This is a genomic window from Pseudomonas putida (genome assembly GCF_050990305.1).
GTDB lineage: Bacteria > Pseudomonadota > Gammaproteobacteria > Pseudomonadales > Pseudomonadaceae > Aquipseudomonas > Aquipseudomonas putida_AH.
In genome coordinates this window covers 3493758-3509801 of record NZ_CP158817.1, presented here as the reverse complement: position 1 = coordinate 3509801, position 16044 = coordinate 3493758, and the positions used below count along the sequence as shown (strand labels likewise).

Here is a 16044-nt window from a genome sequence, read left to right as displayed (position 1 = left end):
GACTGACACTCCGCCATCGCGAGCAAGCCCGCTCCCACAGGGATCCAGGTGTTTGTGAAATTACCGACCATGACCGAGATTTGATAATGACCGACATTCCGCATTTCCCTCTTTCTGCCGTGGTCGGCGCCGACGACTTGAAGCTCGCCTTGTACCTTACCGCCATCGATCCGAAAATTGGCGGCGTGCTGATCGAAGGCCCGCGAGGCATGGCCAAGTCGACCTTGGCGCGGGGCTTGGCGGACTTGCTCGCCAGTGGCCAGTTCGTCACTTTGCCTTTGGGCGCCACCGAAGAGCGGTTGGTGGGCACCCTCGATCTGGATGCCGCCTTGAGTGAAGGACGTGCCCAATTTTCCCCCGGCGTGCTGGCCAAGGCTGACGGCGGTGTGCTCTACGTCGATGAAGTCAATCTGTTGCCCGATCATCTGGTCGATCTGCTGCTCGACGTCGCCGCCAGTGGTACCAACCTGATCGAGCGCGACGGCATTTCTCACCGGCATTCGGCGAAATTCGTACTGATCGGCACCATGAACCCGGAAGAGGGCGAGTTGCGGCCACAACTGCTTGATCGTTTTGGTTTGAACGTGGCACTTAGCGGTCATACCGCACCGACCGAGCGTGGGCAGATCATCCGTCGGCGACTGGATTTCGACAGCGATCCCCAAGGCTTTTGCGCCGAGTGGGAGCATCAGCAGCATGCCTTGCGTGAGCGTTGCCAACAGGCGCGCAGTGCGCTGGCCAGCATTCCCCTCGACGATTCGGCGCTGGCTCGGATCACCGAGCGCTGCTTTGCCGCCGGCGTTGATGGCTTGCGTGCCGATCTGGTCTGGTTGCGCGCAGCGCGGGCCCATGCCGCGTGGCGAGGGGCGAGTGCCATCGGTGAAGAAGACATCGACGCGGTCGCCGAATTTGCCCTGCGCCATCGCCGTCGCGAACACACGCCGCCGGCGCCACATCAGGCCCAGACACCATCGCCTCAGCACTCCAGCCCCAGCCAAGGCCAGGGCCAGTGGGGTGAAATGCCCGCTCAGGCATTGCCGATCGGCGCCCGACGTGAAGTACCGAGCTGGCCAAAAAAGCCCTAGGCATTCGCCCTCGATCTGACGCGGGGGCGAATGCCAGACCCCGTGCCGGGCGGCTCGATCAGGGTAAACAAGGCAAGCGTCAGGTGGCCCGTCACGGTTCGGTCAATTGGCCCGGCACCTTGCTCAATGGCCGGCCGCGGCGGCGCGAAGAACTGCTGTTCCAGCTGCGTACCCGTTCACCCCATGAGTTGTGGCTGGTGATCGTCGACGCTTCCGCCTCGACCCGACGTCATCAAGCCTTGAGCGATGCCAAGGGACTGTTGGCGCAATTGTTCGACGACGCGTATCGCCAGCGGGCGCGTCTGGCCTTGCTGACGGCCAGTGGCATTTCGCCGAAGTGGCAGGTACAGGGCTTGAAAGCTTCCAGCAGTTTGCGTCACTGGCTCGATGCACTTGGCGCAGGAGGTGGCACGCCGTTGTTGGCGGCGCTGAGTGAAGCAGGGCATTGGCTGGCAGCAAGGCAGAAGCGCTTTCCAGCCGAACAGCAGCGATTGCTGGTGGTGACGGATGGACGATTGAAAGAGTGGTCGGCGTTGCCTGCTCTTGATTGTCCGGGCCTGGTGATCGACATCGAGCGCGGGCCGATTCGCCTTGGACGCAGCCAGGTGTTGGCTGCGCAGTTGCAGGCTGAATATCGGCATATTGATGAATTGAGGTGACACGAAAAGATCGCAGCCTGCGGCAGCTCCTACATGGGAATACGATCGCTGCGATCTTTTTATCTTATTTACCCATCGCCTGCCGGTACTGCCGAGTCCGACGGGCGATGTACAACCGATCCAGAATCAACGCCCACACTGCCGATACCTCTGGCCGGGTCTTGCGCCCGCGACTCAAGCGACTGAGCTGGAATTTGACCACGGCCATGCTCGCCAATGCCGCCAACGGTTTGCGCTTCCAGCGAATCGGCGGCAGTTGCGGGTGGCTGTTCTGGCCTTCTCGCCATTGTTTGACCAACTGCGGCTCAACCGCCAGCGCCGTGCCGATACCGGCCATGGCAATGCCGTTGTCGAGGACCTGTTCGACAATCGCCAGGCGCCGGATTCCTCCCGTGACCATCACCGGCATGCGCGCCACACTGGCCAACTCGCCTGCCATTTCCAGAAAGTACGCCTCACGGGCCAAGGTCCGGCCATCGCGGGCTTCGCCTTGCATGGCCGGTGCTTCATAGCTGCCACCGGACAGCTCCAGCAGGTCGATCTGTTGCTCATTGAGCCACTGGATCACTTGCCGGGCATCGTCGGCATCGAAACCTCCGCGCTGAAAGTCCGCCGAGTTGAGCTTCACCGCTACGCAGAACTGTGGTGACACGGATTTGCGTACCGCATCCACCACTGTTAACAACAAGCGTGCACGATTTTCCAGCGAACCACCCCAGCGATCGATACGGCGATTGGTCAGCGGCGAGAGAAACTGGCTGAGCAAATAACCATGGGCGGCATGAATCTGCACGCCGCTGAAACCGGCTTTTTCCGCCAGCGCTGCGCTGGTGGCGAAGCGCTGGATGACGTCCTCGATATCCGCTTGGCTCATCGGTTTGGGTTCGGCGAACATCTTTGAAAACGAACCCATGTCCAGCGCTACCGCCGAAGGTGCCAAGGCTTGCTGGCCGAGGTTGGCCATGGTCTGGCGGCCCGGATGATTGAGTTGCATCCAGAAGTGCGCGCCACCCGAACGACCCATGCGGGCCCACTGGCGGAAACGATCGAGGTGGCGCTCATCTTCCAGCACCACGCCACCGGGACCGGTCATGGCGCGGCGGTCGATCATCACGTTGCCGGTCAACAGCAGTCCGGCTTCGCCTTCGGCCCAGGCTTGATACAGGCGAAACAACGCACCGTCGGGCGCTTGCTCGCTGTCGGCCAGGTTCTCTTCCATCGCGGCTTTGGCGATGCGATTGCCGAGGGTCTGGCCGTTGGGCAGGTTCAATGTTTGGAAGGGCGACATGCTTGACTCCTCATCAGTGATGGAGAGAGGCTAAGCTTAAAGTTAACTTTAATGTCAAGCAGGCAAACGAGGCCGCAATGAAGATTGGTGAATTGGCGCAAATGAGTGGCTTGAGCGCGTCGCGTATTCGCTTTTACGAGGCGCAGGGCTTGATCCGTCAGGTCCAGCGCCAGGCCAACGGTTATCGGCGTTACCCGCCGCAAGTGCTACAAACCCTGCAAATTATCCAGTGCGCGCAACAAGCGGGGTTCAGCCTGGAAGAGTTGAAGCAATTGCTGCCGGACACGGTGACGGGGGCGTTCAAGCACGATGAACTGATGGTCAGTTTGCAGCGCAAGGTCGAGCAGATTGAAGCCATGCAACAGCACCTGGCGCAGAGCAAGGCGCAGCTACTGGAGTTGATCGAGAACATTCAAGCCCGGCCCGAGGGTATGGCCTGTGATGCAAATGCCGAGCGCGTGATGGCGTCACTCAAGCGCTAAAAAGATCGCAGCCTTCGGCAGCTCCTACAAGGGAATGAGTACACCCTGTAGGAGCTGCCGAAGGCTGCGATCTTTTGATCTTCTACAGATCTTGAAATGATTTCCAACTGTAGGAATTGTCGCGATCACCTGTACGATTCAAGTCCTTTTCCCTTTCAGGACTTGCATGAACACCCTCACGGAGCCTCCCAGTCAGCCTTTCCCCTCGCGCCAACGCGCGGTCTTGATGCACACGAAATACCCCGTCTTTCGGCTTCCGAATATCCCTGACATTGCACTCCCACGGCCTCTGCGCCGCGCCTTGCCGTGCCCGGCATTCTGAATTCACTTAAAGAGATCGAGACGTTTCTATGGAATGGTTAGCCGACCCCACCGCCTGGTTGGGCTTGTTGACGTTGATTGTGCTGGAGCTGGTGCTGGGCATCGACAACCTGGTGTTTATCGCCATCCTCGCGGACAAGTTGCCGCCGGAGCAGCGCGATCGTGCGCGCATCATCGGTCTGTCTCTGGCGCTGATCATGCGCCTGGGCCTGTTGGCGAGTATTTCCTGGCTGGTGACCCTGACCCAGCCGTTGTTCGAGGTGTTCGACAAGAGCTTCTCCGGGCGTGACCTGATCATGCTGTTCGGCGGTGTGTTCCTGTTGTTCAAGGCCACCATGGAGTTGCATGAACGCCTTGAAGGGCATGTCGGCCAGCGTTCGAGCAACACGGCCTACGCGCTGTTCTGGCCCATCGTGGCGCAGATCGTGGTGCTCGACGCGGTGTTCTCCCTCGACGCGGTGATTACCGCCGTGGGCATGGTCGATGAGCTGGCAGTGATGATGATCGCGGTGATCATTTCCATCGGCCTGATGATCGTCGCCAGCAAACCGTTGACCCGATTCGTCAACGCACACCCGACGGTGATCATGCTGTGCCTGGGCTTTTTGATGATGATCGGCTTCGCGCTGACCGCCGAAGGCCTGGGTTTTCATATCCCGAAAGGCTATCTGTATGCGGCCATCGGCTTCTCGATCCTGATCGAGGTGTTCAACCAGATCGCCCGGGCCCGGCGCAAGCGCTCGATGCAGGGCCTGCGACCGATGCGCGAGCGTACTGCCCATGCGGTGATGCGCCTGCTCGGCGGGCGAAAATTGGCGGTGGAAGAGGTGGGTGAAGAGATTGTCGACATGCTCGACGACGGCGAGGCGCCGAGCGAAGAACTGTTCGACCGCCGCGAGCGGGTGATGATCAGTGGTGTTTTGCAACTGGCCGAGCGCCCGATTCGTACCCTGATGACCGTGCGCGCCGATGTCGATCACATCGACCTGGCCGATGACGCCGAGACGATTCGTACGCGCTTGATGCACTCGTCCTATTCGCGATTGCCGCTGATTCGCGATGGCGCGGTGGATGAGCCACTGGGCTTTGTGCACAAAAAGGAGCTGCTGAAGGAGTTTCTGGCTGGCAATCAACCTGACCTGGCCCATCTGGCGCGTCAGGCCATCAATTTGCTGGACAGCTATTCGATCCTCAATGCTCTGGAACAGATGCGTAAAGCCTCGACCCACATTGCGTTCGTGGTCAACGAATTCGGCGATTTCGTCGGCGTGCTGACCATGACTGACATCCTCGAATCGATTGCCGGTGAGTTGCCGGACGCCAGCGAGATCGAAGGCCCGGACGTGATCGAGGAGAAGGGCGGGTTTGTGGTCAGCGGCGCCTTGAACCTGGCGCGGGTGCGTCAACGGACCGGGTTCGCGGCAGAACCGACCGACGACTATCAAACCCTGGCCGGGTTGGTGGTAAGCCTGCTGGATCGGCTGCCGATGATTGGCGATAGCCATGAGTGGGAAGGCTGGCGGATGACGGTGATGTCGGTTGAGGAACGGCGGGTGACGCGGGTTTTTCTGGCTCGTATCGGCGGTTAATTCTGCGCTGAAGCGGATGACCTCTTCGCGAGCAGGCTCGCTCCCACAGGGGAATGCATTCCAATTGTGGGAGCGAGCCTGCTCGCGAAAGCAGTTGAGTGAATGCCGCAAAAATCACTGATAAAAAGTATACCGATCCTTCCCGGTATGTTTTGACTCATACAACGCTGCATCCGCCTTGACCAGCGCCTGATTCAACGTGTCACCGTCCTGCACACGGGCCAGGCCGATGCTGATGGTCACCGGGTGTCGGGTCGGCTGCTCGCGCACCGTGCGGCACAACTCCCCGGCCAAGGCTTCGACATCTTCACGGCGCACCCCGGCCAGGTAGATTGCGAACTCCTCACCGCCCAGTCGTGCGTATTCGAAGTGGCTCATCACCGTTTTGATGTCCGCCGCGATGCGCTTGAGCACTTCATCACCAATGTCGTGGCCGTAGACATCATTGACCTTCTTGAAGTTGTCGATATCGATCATGGCCAGGTAATGGTCGTGTTCCCGTGGCACAGCATGCAGTTGTTTGTCAGCGCGGGTCATGAACGAGCGGCGATTGGGAATTTCGGTGAGGGTGTCGATATAGGCCTGATCCAGCAGCAGCTTGGACATGATGTAGTTATAGAGCTTGGCTTTGCGCAGGGTCAGGAAGCTGTAGATCGTCAGTGCGCAGAGAAATCCTGCGTAACTGAGGGTCATCACGCCCTTGAGATCGAGTAGATCCAGCTCCGGGCTGTAGAACGGATTGAGCACCGCCCAGGTAATGATTTGCGCGGCAAAGAATGACCAGCGGCTAAGCGGCAGCATCGAGGCGCTGTACAGGGTGGTCGATGCCGCCAGCAAGGACCAGGCGGCCTGATGCTTGACATCCACTCCTTCGATTAACAGGCGTGTGCCAATGGTGATCGTCGATACAAACAGTACGTTGAGCCAATGGAAATGCCGCGCCTGGCGGGTAAACAGCAAGATGATGAGCATGATCGCGAAGAGACTGAGGAACACCCACGAGCGCCAAGTGAAGCCCTGCCCACCAATGAAACTGATGATCAAGTCGTAGAGAAACCAGGCAATGATGCTGACCAGATAAATCAGCACGCAAAACCTGTGCAAGCGTTCGAATTCGTGCTGGATGAACTCGGCCTTCAGTTCCCGGGGCGCGGAATTTTTCAGCACTTGATCTTCAATGGTTTTGTACATCGCCGACCCTGTTCATGCGTTGGTTGTCGAGAATCACTTTGCCCCAAGGCCGGTAACGCAAGGAAAACACCGCTGATGGATGGCAACCCGGCGTCGTGGCGTTCAAGGTGGCCGGTTCAGCGCGAAACGGGTTGCCCGCCGGGCTGACCTGACGAAACGCCTCCTGAACGATACCGACCGAGCAAGGCAGAGCATTGGCATAACCATTGCGCACCAAGACGGGCAACCGTCCAGTACCGGCACCGTCCTGCCACCAGATTTGAAGGCCAGGACTGGCCAGTTCCCCCAGCCATTGGCCATTGACCTTTGGCGCGAGTTTGCCGGCGCTAAAGGCACTTACGTGCAGCGGCGCATCGAGTTTTTTGGTGAAATCCTGGAGTTGGCGTTGCAGGGTCTGCCGACGATCCGCCGCAAGGAAATGCAGGTCGTCCAGTTCCATGGGCAAATACCAGCCGCTCACTTCGATCTTCCAATCCTTGCGCAGCTTCTGCTGCTGGGCGAGCGATTGCCCTAGCTGCGCCTGCCAGTAGGTCGCCAGCCCGGCGCTGTCCAATTCATCGATACGCTGGTAATAGGCCGGGTCCATGCGCAATCCCAGCACCAGTTTCAGCCCTTGTGCCTGGGCCAGCTTAAGGCTGTCGGCCAACCAGCCTTTGGCACCGCCGAAATCAGAATCGCCGTAGGCGGTCCATTGCACGATCACGGTATGGACGCCTTGTCTGGCGGTGTCCTGCCAGATCTGCTGCCACTGAGCCTGGTTGAGGCTGGCGTCGACGTTCAAGGGTTGATAGAAAATGCGCTCGTCCGCGCGGACCGCTGCATGGCTCAATAACAGGCACAGCACACATAGAAGTCGCATCATCAGAAATTCAACTCCACGCCCAGCAGCACGCCGTTGCCGCCCTCATACAAATTACCGCTCAAGGATTGCTGATACTCGGTACGAACCGAAAGGTGCGCGCGGTAGGCGTTGTAGATGTCGTCGTCGAACCACCATTGCCAGCGCAGGCCGATACCGGTGCGCAGGTCCTGGCGCCAGTCGTTGCTCGGGTCCTGGGTGGAGAACTCAAGGAAGCCATAAGGCATGAGGGTTTGCGCGCCGTTGAACGGCAGCTTCCAGGCGTGGCCCTGCTGGAAGCGTGACAACCATTGATGGTCGCCGGCCTTGGTCCACCAGGCGGCGTCCAGATAAAGGAAACGTTCCTCCCAATCGTTTTCATCGACGCGCCAGTCGTTACGAAACCGGCCCTGATCAAAAAACGAAGCGGTGCTGCGTAGCAAGTAGTCGGTGGTGGTGTGCCCGTCCTGGTGGTGATCGTCGACCTGGTCCGACAACTTTTCCGGAATCAGCATCTGGCCAAGGCTCAGCCCGTGATTGTCCTCGTCATCAAACTGGCTCTGTTTGTAGATTTCGCCGTAGAAATTGATGTTCGCCGTGCCCCAGGGTTTGTAGCGCAGCCCCACGCCGGTGCCGATGGATTCGGCGTAGCTCGATCGACTCTGACCACCGAGCAGCACACGACCGTAAACCGACAGGGTGCTGCCGGCGCGACTCGGCTCTTCGCCCAGGGCGTGATCCCACATGGCCAATTGCACGTTTTGTGAGCTGGAGCGGCGCCGCGTGCCGGTGGTGTCGTCGGGCCGCAGGAAGTCGTTGGTCGATACACTCGCCGGCGACCAGGTGCTGGCGATGGTGCGCGAGTCGCGGCGTGACAGGGTTTCATGGGCGCGGCGCTGACGATATCGCCGAGCCTCCATGCTGCCGTCCTCATCGTCGGCCGCCACCGGGTTCTGTTCCAGGTCGATGACCCGGCGCAGTTCCTTACGCGCCGAGGCGCTGTCTTCGACTTCGTCATAACGCAAGGCCAGGGTTTCGCCGAGACGGTAATCCTCGGGGAAACTGCGGGTGGCGCTTTGCAGGTAAGGAATGGCTTTGGCACGTTCCTCTTTGGTTTTTGCGCCGGCCAGTCGCATGCCGTAGTCGGCGCGATAGCGTGGGTTGTCCGGATCGAGTCGCACTGCTTCGGCCAGCCATACGGTGCTTTGCGCAGGTTCCCCGGCCTTTTGCGCGGTGACTGACGCGGCGTAGAAATGTCCGGCATCCGGCGACTGTTGCAAGGCTGAGCGCTGCCGTTGCAGGGCCAATGCGTGATCGCCTCGTGCATCAGCAATGGCAGCACCCAGCGCCCATTCGTTGGCACTGCGACTGCGGCTTTGTTGCCAGTAGCGTTCGGCAGCCTGTGGATCACCGGCGTTCAAGGCGCTGCGGCTGGCGGTGAGGCGGGCGTTGTCGCTGAGTTGGGCATCGGGCAGGCTGCGCCAGATCGCTAACGCGCCGGGCGAATCGCCAGCGGCTTCGAGGGCATAGGCCAATGGCTGGCGACTGCTTGTGTCACCGAGTTTTACGGCTTGCTGGTAATACACCACGGCTTCGCCGGGCCGATCGGGCATGGCGCAGCGGCCTAGGGCGCGGTAATCACCGACGGCCTGGGGTTGTGCACCAATGGCTTGCTGCACGGCTGCGCATTGACCGCTTTCGGCCAGTTGCGCCAACAGTTGGCCCCGTGTGGCGGGGTCGACGCGATTGAGCAGCGACACCATGCGCTGCTGCTGGGCCGGCGTCGGCGTGGAGGAGGCATATAAGGTTGCCAGCCGTTGCAGCAGGGCGTTGGGCAGTTTGCCGCCATGACGGTCGAAGGCGTTCTCCAATAGTTGTTGCGCATGTTCACGCTGGCCGGTTTTGAGTGCCAGATAAGTGGCTTGGTCGAGCGAGCGTAGGTTGCCGGTCTGTTGGTAATGCCGTTCCCAGAGTGTCGCGGCTTCTGTGTTACGCCCCTGTGCCTGAACCAACTCAGCCCGGCGCTTGACCACCTCGGCGGTCTGCGGTTGGTTGACGAGCCAGGCCATGACTTTGTCGCTGCGGCCTTCTTCCTGCCAGACGTCCAGTAGTTGTTGCTGGCGCCGGCTATCCCAGGGCTCAGGCAAACGGGTGCTTTGCAGCAATTCGGTGGCGTGCAAGCGCTGGGCGAGGATCAGCCAGGCTTGCGGGTCGGCATCGGGAGGGCAGCTGCGCAATTGCGTGAGCGCTGCATCGGGGTCACGACGGGACAACCATTCAGCGGTCTCCAGGCACGGACGCTGCAATTCGCCGCTCAAACGCTGCACCGTTGCGCTATCGCCGGTTTCCCGCGCCAGTTCCCATAGGCGCTGGCGTTGGGTTGGGTCGGTAAGATCGCTTGGTGGCAACGATTGCATCCAGCGTTGGGCTTGTTCGGTGTGACCCATGGCGATCGCCCGGTCAACCATGGCCAGACGGGCTTTGCGCGCTGCTTCAGGGCTGGGTGCCTGTTGCAACAATTGCTCCAGCGGCTTTTCGTCAAGGCGTTGTACATAGGCGTTGGCCAGTCGTTGCCAACCTGCCGCATCCAGTTCCTTGCGTTCGGCCAGGGGCGCGAGTTGTGCGATGGTGTCATTCCAGTCACGCAATTGCTCGGCCCAGTTGGAGCGGGCCAGGTGCAGGATTCGGTAGTCGCCCTTGGGCGCCAGTTGCGCCAGCCAGTCATAGGCCCGGCCGGCGCCGCCAAATTTGGCCAGGCTCAGGCTGTAGGCCTGCCACAGGCGTATGCGATGGGTGAGGTCGCTGGTGGCGATCCATTGTTCCACCTGGGTGCTGCCCGGCGGGTCCTGTTCGATCCAGGTCAGGCGCAGGTTGAGTAAGGCGTCGCTGTTTTGCGGGTTGTCTGGCAGTGCTTGCTCCGCGTCCTTGTAGCGCCGTTGTTTGGCCAGCGCTTGCACCAGCAACGCTCGGGCCTCATCGTTTTTCGGTACCTTGACCAGCAGGTGGCGCATCAATCGCTCGACTTCGGCCCAATTGCCTTTTTTCGCTTCGCGGTAGCTGCGATCCATGTAAGGGAAACTGCGGAATTGTTCGAAGTCGGTCAACGGTTCGGCGCGCACCGAAGTCGTCGCACTCAGGGTCAATAACAAGCTGCCGACGAGCACGGCATGACGATTGCGAGACTTCATTCCACCTCCCGGGCAATGCGGTAGGCGGCCTGCTGTTCGCTGGCCTGTTCAGCCAGTGCTTGTTCGAGTACTTCCTGGGTGATCATGCCGCGCGAAATCAGGTGTTCGCCCAGCGACATGTGCTCTGCATCGAAGTCGATCAATGCCTGATTGAACAGGCTCGGCGGAACCATGCCGCGCACTTGCAGCAGGCTACCCAGCAACACCTGGTGATGACTGACGCGTTCGAGCAGGGCTTCATCGTCCTGGTGGCGTTCGAGCACCTGGAGCATGTGCCGTACGTCGGCATTTTGCCGGGGGCTGGCATACCAATAGCGAATCCCCAGGGTGACCCGACCCTGGGGCGCCAGGCGACAGCGTACCAGGCGCTTCAATTGGCGGCTGATCGCGCCCAGGGACACCTGGCTGACCGGGCCCTCGGAGGCCAGTACCAAGGTGTCGCCTTCCTCGGCCACCGGCAACACGCCGTAATGCGAGGCGACCTTGCGCGGTACAACATCGATCAGATGCTTGTCGATTTTGAACGGGTTGAGCGGCGCCCACTCCATGTCCAATTGCTCAGCCAGGGTTTGCACCAGTTGCGTGGTGTCAATATGCCCGCGCAGCAACAGCTCACGGCCCAGGCGCCGGCGTACCGGGTTGGTGATCGCCCCTTCCAGCTGTTCTTCGCTGAGCAGGCCTTTTTCCACCAGTCGATGCCCCAGCGGCGTGCGCTTGGCCTCGGTCAGGGCCGGGAATTCGTGGGTGGTTTTATCCCAGGCGACGCGCCGCGAATCGCCCATCTCCATAACTTGGCGCAGCGCCCGCACGTTGGCGAAGAAATTGATGAAGTTGCTCCACATCATCCGTGGCGCCGACAGCAGGCCTTCGCCCAATCCGTAAAAGCGGGTGACGAACCAGCCGCGCTGGAACAGTCGATTGAGCAGCATCAGGCCGTTGAGCCAGAGCAGGGTGGTTAGCAAAGGGCTGTCCGAGAGAATCGACGGATAGCGCCAGGCGTTGGGTGCGATCACGGTCACCAGCCACATCGCGAGCAACACTAGAAACAGCAGGTTGACCAGGAAACTCAGCAGGTAAGCGATCATGCCGCGCCGGTCGCGCCACAGAAAATAATTGAGCAACCCTTTGGGGCTCCAGCCGAGGTTCTTGGTGCCCTGGAACACGATGCCGACAATCCAGCGAGACTTCTGTCGGATCGCGTGCTGCCAATCCCGGGGGAAATGTTCGCGAACGCAGATCACCTGGGAGAATGCGCGGTTCATACCCAGTGCCCAAGGCTGCTCCAGTGCCAGTTTCGGATCGGTGATCGAGTAGCGGGCGAAGATGCATTTCATGCCTTTTTGCTTGAGCCGAAAACCGATGTCGTAGTCTTCGGTCAGGCTCTGCACGTCGAAGGCAATGCCATCGCCATCCTCCAACAGGGCACTGATCGCCTTGCGGCTGAAGCAGGTGCCGACACCGGCGCTGGGCACCTGGCCGGTCAACGCCTCGCGAACGATCACGTCCTTGCCGTGGTTCTCGGCGAATTCGTCGACGTAGTGCCCGGCGGTGAAACCTTTCCATTGCGGTGCATAGGGGTAGACCGGAATCTGGATCAAGTCCTTGTTCGGTAACAGGTAGTTGAACAGGCGCAATTCCATCGGGGAAATCACGTCTTCGGCATCGTGCAGGATGAACCCGGCAAACTCGATCTTCGCCTCGCTTTCAAAGCGCAGGATGGCGTCGATGATGTTGTTCAGGCAGTCGGCCTTGCTGGTGGGGCCGGGGCGGGCGCACACCACTTTGTGCACGTTGGGGTAGTGCTGGCAGACGGCGTCGACATCGGCCTGGGTCTCGGCATCGTTGGGGTAGGTGCCGACAAAAATCTGATAGTTCTCGTAGTCGATGGTCGAGGCAGCCAAGCGCGCCATTTCACCGACCACGCCTACCTCGTTCCACGCTGGCACCATGATCGCCAGGGGCTTTTCACGGAGGGTGTAGAGCCGCTCTTCATCGGCGCGCTCGAATTTTTCATAGATGCGCCAGCGGCGGATCAGTTTGCGGGTCCAGTACACGAGGTCGATGAACAGGTCATCGAGTCCGAGTATGAACATCAACAGGGCAAGGAATATGGCGAGGTACTTGAGGCCGAACAGCACGTAGGCAAAAAAATCGACCAGGCCGAAACTCATACCGCTTTACCCTTTGCCGCTCGCTGTTTGAGCCAGGTCGTCAGGCGGTTGGCAATACGTTCACTGGCATGGCCGTCGCCGTACGGACAGTGCACGCGACTCATGCGCTCGAAGGTGGCCTCGTCGTCAAGTAACAGGCTGGCTTGCTTGACGATGCGATCGGTATCGGTGCCCACCAGCAATACCGTTCCGCCTTCGAGCACTGAAGGTCGCTCAGTCACGTCGCGCAAAACCAACAACGGTTTGCCAATGGCCGGCGCTTCCTCCTGGATGCCACCCGAGTCGGTCACGATGAAATACGCACGCCCCATCAGCCAGACGAAATGCTGGTAGTCCTGGGGGGCGATCAGATAGATGTTGGGTTTGCCCGACAGCACGCTGTACACCGCTTGCTGCACCTGCGGATTGAGGTGCACCGGGTAGACGAATTGCACATCCGGGTAACGCTCGGCGAGGGTGGCCAGGGCCAGGCAGATGTTGCGAAAGCCGCCGCCGAAGTTTTCCCGACGGTGCCCGGTGATCAGCACCATGCGACGTTTATCGTCGAGCACCGCCAGCGGCGAGTCGGCGGCGGGCTGCCAACCGGTCGCCTGTTGGTGATTGCGCATCCAGACCAGCGCATCGATCACCGTGTTACCGGTGACTTCGATATTGGCCTTGGGCACGCCCTCGTGCAGCAGGTTGTCTTCGTTTTTGGTGGTCGGGGCGAAATGCAGGTCGGCAATGACCCCGGTCAGGTGACGATTGGCTTCTTCCGGCCAGGGTGCGCGCAAGTTGCCAGTACGCAAACCGGCTTCGACATGACCAATGGGTAGCTGGCGATTGAAGGCGGCGAGGGCGGCGATGAAGCTGGTGGTCGTGTCGCCATGGACCAGCACGATATCCGGTCGCACGCGTTCGTAGGTGTTGTCCAGGTGCTCCAGCAACTGTTCGGACAGGCCATTGAGCGTCTGGTCCTGGGTCATCACCTGCAGGTCTTCATCGACCGTCAGTTCGAAGGAATCGAGCACTTGCTTGAGCATCTCCCGGTGCTGGCCGGTCGAGCAAATGTTCAGTTCGATGCCGGGCCAATTACGCAGGACCCGTGCAAGGGGGGCCATTTTGATGGCTTCCGGGCGGGTGCCGAACACCATCATGACTTTGAAGGACATGAACCCTCCTTGGACAACACACACCAGATGTGTCGCAACTGTTAAGAGTGCTTATCACTTGGGTATTGAATAAAGCAGTCGGATGAGGGGTTGTCCAATACACGGCTATGTAGCGTCGGCAGACCTGTAGGAGCGAGCCTACTCGCGATGGACCCAAGAGCGACGCGGGGTGTCAGGCTATGCGCGTCATCGTTGACGACCATCGCGAGCAGGCTCGCTCCTACAGGGGACGGTTTCTGACCATTTTTTAGGGGCAGTCCCACAAGAAGCCCGGAAATGCAGAAAACCAAGGCGTGATAATTTTTGTGCAACCGTTAAGAGCAATCGCAGGAGGAGGTTCAGTCATGTCGAAAGTGAGGAATTTCAACGATGAAGATCGCACTCAGATGCGGTTTGGAGTGCTATTTTGAGTGTCTCTAAAAGCATCCCAAGGAATTGTTACATGACACATATCGTGCTTTCGCAGGTCGTGGCGAGCATCTCGGAGCTGAAAAGAAATCCAATGGGGACGGTAGCAGCGGGCGGTGGTTCGTCTGTTGCGATCCTCAACCGTAACGAGCCGGCTTTTTATTGTGTTCCTGCAAAAGAATATGAAGCCATGATGAATAGGCTGGAGGATCTTGAGCTGATCGCGCTATGCAAGGAACGAGAAAACGACCCGACCATAAAGGTTTCAATTGATGACCTATGAGTTGGAGTTTTCTGAAAAAGCCCTGAAAGAATGGAAAAAGCTTGGGGAGAACCTGAGGGAACAGTTCAAAGGGAAGCTTCGGGAACGGCTCGTGAATCCACATGTTCCTGCAGACCGGCTTAGCGGGCTGGGCAATGCCTACAAGATCAAATTGCGCAGTGCCGGATATCGGTTGGTTTATCGGGTCGTTGATGAAGTGTTGGTTGTGACCGTCATTGCGGTGGGCAAAAGAGAGCGTGGAGAGATCTACAAGGAAGCAAGAGAGCGTTAGCGGTTATTTTTCGGGTTTTGCTACGTATGACAGTCTCACCGCCTGCTAATGCGCTATGAGCAAGGATTATTTTTATAAGGACATACGATGGCCGTAACTAATGTAGAACCTATTCTTCCCCAATTGACCTTAATCCTTGAAGTGTTGAAGTACTGCCTTCCCCTTATTTTCGTACTCCTGCTTACCCTATATGGCTACTGGCGCGCAGCCTCCGGTTTTTTCTTGATCGAACGAATCTGGAGATTGATTGGCGGCAGTAAAGAGTTTTCCAATGAGTTTCTCAACCAGCAATGGTTAGCCTTTAAAGATCTTGAAAGCTTTCGTTTCAGAACCGGTATACCACTTGATACCTATGAGCAAATGCTGGCACTACTCGAGCGAATCAAGTGCGACAAGGTCAATATTGCCCAATTGATCCGCGGCAGAAAGTATTTTGATGCAGATCGCCTTGTCATGCGAAACCCTGATCTGAGCCTTTGGAAATGCCGCCATGCAATCGGCATGGCATTGTCAGCGCTTTTCATGATTGCCTGCACGATCCCCATGATTCCCGACTACGCGATTTTGACCATGAAAAAGAGCGACGTGACTTTTATGGTCCGGGAAGACACAGCGAAATCCTTTCTATCAAGCGAGTGGAGCCTCAATCCACAGGACTGCATTCAGCCCAGCGTAAAGCCAGACGATGAAATCAAACAGTTGGTTTGCGGAATATTTGCCAACAAGGCAGATGGGCAGTACGTAAGAAACATCATCGCCGAGCAGCGAGCTTTGGCCGGAATATTGATGGCCAATGGTTTTTGGTTTTTTGTTTGCATGATCGTGGGGGCTAGTAAGGCCCAAGCTGCAAGGCGTGTGTTTGTACAAATGAATCGCAGTGTGCCGAGCCCAAACGAGCATCGTAATCCATGGATGCACAGCGATCAGGGGGCCCTTCGAGATCAGGCTCGCACCCACAACGAAACACACACCATTCTGTAGGAGCGAGCCTGCTCGCGATGGACCCAAGAGCGACGCGGGGTGTCAGGCTTTGCGCGTCATCGTTGACGACCATCGCGAGCAGGCTCGCTCCTACAGGGGGCGGTTACGTCCTGATGTGGTGCAAATACCCGGAGTTGT

At 58.9% G+C, this 16044-nt stretch carries 13 protein-coding genes; 7 read left to right on the top strand and 6 right to left on the bottom strand.

The window, feature by feature from the left end:
* Positions 1 to 86 precede the first annotated feature (86 nt).
* Positions 87 to 1085 carry an ATP-binding protein gene (locus ABTV22_RS15815; protein WP_433735442.1) on the top strand — a complete coding sequence of 333 codons (999 nt, stop codon included), beginning with the start codon at positions 87 to 89 and terminating at the stop codon, positions 1083 to 1085.
* Positions 1086 to 1168: 83 nt separating this feature from the next.
* Entirely contained in the window at positions 1169 to 1744 is a 576-nt protein-coding gene (locus tag ABTV22_RS15810; protein ID WP_433735441.1) for a vWA domain-containing protein, read from the top strand.
* 64 nt (positions 1745 to 1808) lie between these two features.
* Here the strand turns inward: ABTV22_RS15810 and ABTV22_RS15805 are convergent, their stop codons facing one another.
* Positions 1809 to 3032, bottom strand: coding sequence for an NADH:flavin oxidoreductase/NADH oxidase family protein (locus ABTV22_RS15805; RefSeq protein WP_433735440.1), 1224 nt, complete (start codon positions 3030 to 3032; stop codon positions 1809 to 1811).
* A 77-nt stretch (positions 3033 to 3109) separates the two neighbouring features.
* Here ABTV22_RS15805 and ABTV22_RS15800 point away from each other — a divergent pair, with 77 nt between their 5' ends.
* Complete coding sequence (locus tag ABTV22_RS15800; RefSeq protein WP_433735439.1) at positions 3110 to 3514, top strand: MerR family transcriptional regulator; 405 nt, start codon at positions 3110 to 3112, stop codon at positions 3512 to 3514.
* Positions 3515 to 3864: 350 nt separating this feature from the next.
* Positions 3865 to 5424, top strand: coding sequence for a TerC family protein (locus ABTV22_RS15795; RefSeq protein ID WP_433735438.1), 1560 nt, complete (start codon positions 3865 to 3867; stop codon positions 5422 to 5424).
* Between the two features lie 114 nt (positions 5425 to 5538).
* Here ABTV22_RS15795 and ABTV22_RS15790 read toward each other — a convergent pair whose 3' ends face one another.
* The 5 genes from ABTV22_RS15790 to wecB are packed head-to-tail and all read right to left on the bottom strand — an operon-like array spanning position 5539 to position 13963.
* The gene (locus tag ABTV22_RS15790; protein WP_433735437.1) at positions 5539 to 6615 is read right to left on the bottom strand and encodes a diguanylate cyclase domain-containing protein; all 1077 of its coding nucleotides are present in this window, start codon (positions 6613 to 6615) and stop codon (positions 5539 to 5541) included.
* Positions 6599 to 7477: a DUF4434 family protein gene (locus tag ABTV22_RS15785; protein WP_433735436.1), complete on the bottom strand. Its 879-nt coding sequence runs from the start codon at positions 7475 to 7477 to the stop codon at positions 6599 to 6601. The genes ABTV22_RS15790 and ABTV22_RS15785 overlap by 17 nt, the downstream gene beginning before the upstream one ends.
* Positions 7477 to 10641 carry an NfrA family protein gene (locus ABTV22_RS15780; RefSeq protein WP_433735435.1) on the bottom strand — a complete coding sequence of 1055 codons (3165 nt, stop codon included), beginning with the start codon at positions 10639 to 10641 and terminating at the stop codon, positions 7477 to 7479. Before ABTV22_RS15780 ends, ABTV22_RS15785 begins: the two co-directional genes overlap by 1 nt.
* On the bottom strand, positions 10638 to 12812 hold the full coding sequence (gene nrfB, locus ABTV22_RS15775; RefSeq protein WP_433735434.1) for a cyclic di-3',5'-guanylate-activated glycosyltransferase NrfB: 2175 nt from the start codon (positions 12810 to 12812) through the stop codon (positions 10638 to 10640). Before nrfB ends, ABTV22_RS15780 begins: the two co-directional genes overlap by 4 nt.
* Positions 12809 to 13963, bottom strand: coding sequence for a non-hydrolyzing UDP-N-acetylglucosamine 2-epimerase (gene wecB, locus ABTV22_RS15770; protein ID WP_433735433.1), 1155 nt, complete (start codon positions 13961 to 13963; stop codon positions 12809 to 12811). The genes nrfB and wecB overlap by 4 nt, the downstream gene beginning before the upstream one ends.
* A gap of 442 nt (positions 13964 to 14405) precedes the next feature.
* On the opposite strand from wecB, the gene ABTV22_RS15765 reads away from it, so the two are divergent.
* From ABTV22_RS15765 to ABTV22_RS15755, 3 genes are all read left to right on the top strand, one after another.
* A complete protein-coding gene (locus ABTV22_RS15765) occupies positions 14406 to 14654 on the top strand; it encodes a type II toxin-antitoxin system Phd/YefM family antitoxin (RefSeq protein WP_095194694.1) in 249 nt (82 codons plus the stop codon).
* Complete coding sequence (locus ABTV22_RS15760; RefSeq protein ID WP_433735432.1) at positions 14644 to 14925, top strand: type II toxin-antitoxin system RelE family toxin; 282 nt, start codon at positions 14644 to 14646, stop codon at positions 14923 to 14925. The genes ABTV22_RS15765 and ABTV22_RS15760 overlap by 11 nt, the downstream gene beginning before the upstream one ends.
* 87 nt (positions 14926 to 15012) lie before the next feature.
* Complete coding sequence (locus tag ABTV22_RS15755) at positions 15013 to 15906, top strand: DUF6216 family protein (RefSeq protein ID WP_433735431.1); 894 nt, start codon at positions 15013 to 15015, stop codon at positions 15904 to 15906.
* Positions 15907 to 16044: the final 138 nt, after the last annotated feature.

Coding starts and splice junctions, on each gene's coding strand:
- ABTV22_RS15815 (WP_433735442.1), top strand. CDS start 87: ATGACCGACATTCCGCATTTCCCTCTTTCTGCCGTGGTCGGCGCCGAC.
- ABTV22_RS15805 (WP_433735440.1), bottom strand. CDS start 3,032: ATGTCGCCCTTCCAAACATTGAACCTGCCCAACGGCCAGACCCTCGGC.
- ABTV22_RS15800 (WP_433735439.1), top strand. CDS start 3,110: ATGAAGATTGGTGAATTGGCGCAAATGAGTGGCTTGAGCGCGTCGCGT.
- ABTV22_RS15795 (WP_433735438.1), top strand. CDS start 3,865: ATGGAATGGTTAGCCGACCCCACCGCCTGGTTGGGCTTGTTGACGTTG.
- ABTV22_RS15790 (WP_433735437.1), bottom strand. CDS start 6,615: ATGTACAAAACCATTGAAGATCAAGTGCTGAAAAATTCCGCGCCCCGG.
- ABTV22_RS15785 (WP_433735436.1), bottom strand. CDS start 7,477: ATGATGCGACTTCTATGTGTGCTGTGCCTGTTATTGAGCCATGCAGCG.
- ABTV22_RS15780 (WP_433735435.1), bottom strand. CDS start 10,641: ATGAAGTCTCGCAATCGTCATGCCGTGCTCGTCGGCAGCTTGTTATTG.
- nrfB (WP_433735434.1), bottom strand. CDS start 12,812: ATGAGTTTCGGCCTGGTCGATTTTTTTGCCTACGTGCTGTTCGGCCTC.
- wecB (WP_433735433.1), bottom strand. CDS start 13,963: ATGTCCTTCAAAGTCATGATGGTGTTCGGCACCCGCCCGGAAGCCATC.
- ABTV22_RS15765 (WP_095194694.1), top strand. CDS start 14,406: ATGACACATATCGTGCTTTCGCAGGTCGTGGCGAGCATCTCGGAGCTG.
- ABTV22_RS15760 (WP_433735432.1), top strand. CDS start 14,644: ATGACCTATGAGTTGGAGTTTTCTGAAAAAGCCCTGAAAGAATGGAAA.
- ABTV22_RS15755 (WP_433735431.1), top strand. CDS start 15,013: ATGGCCGTAACTAATGTAGAACCTATTCTTCCCCAATTGACCTTAATC.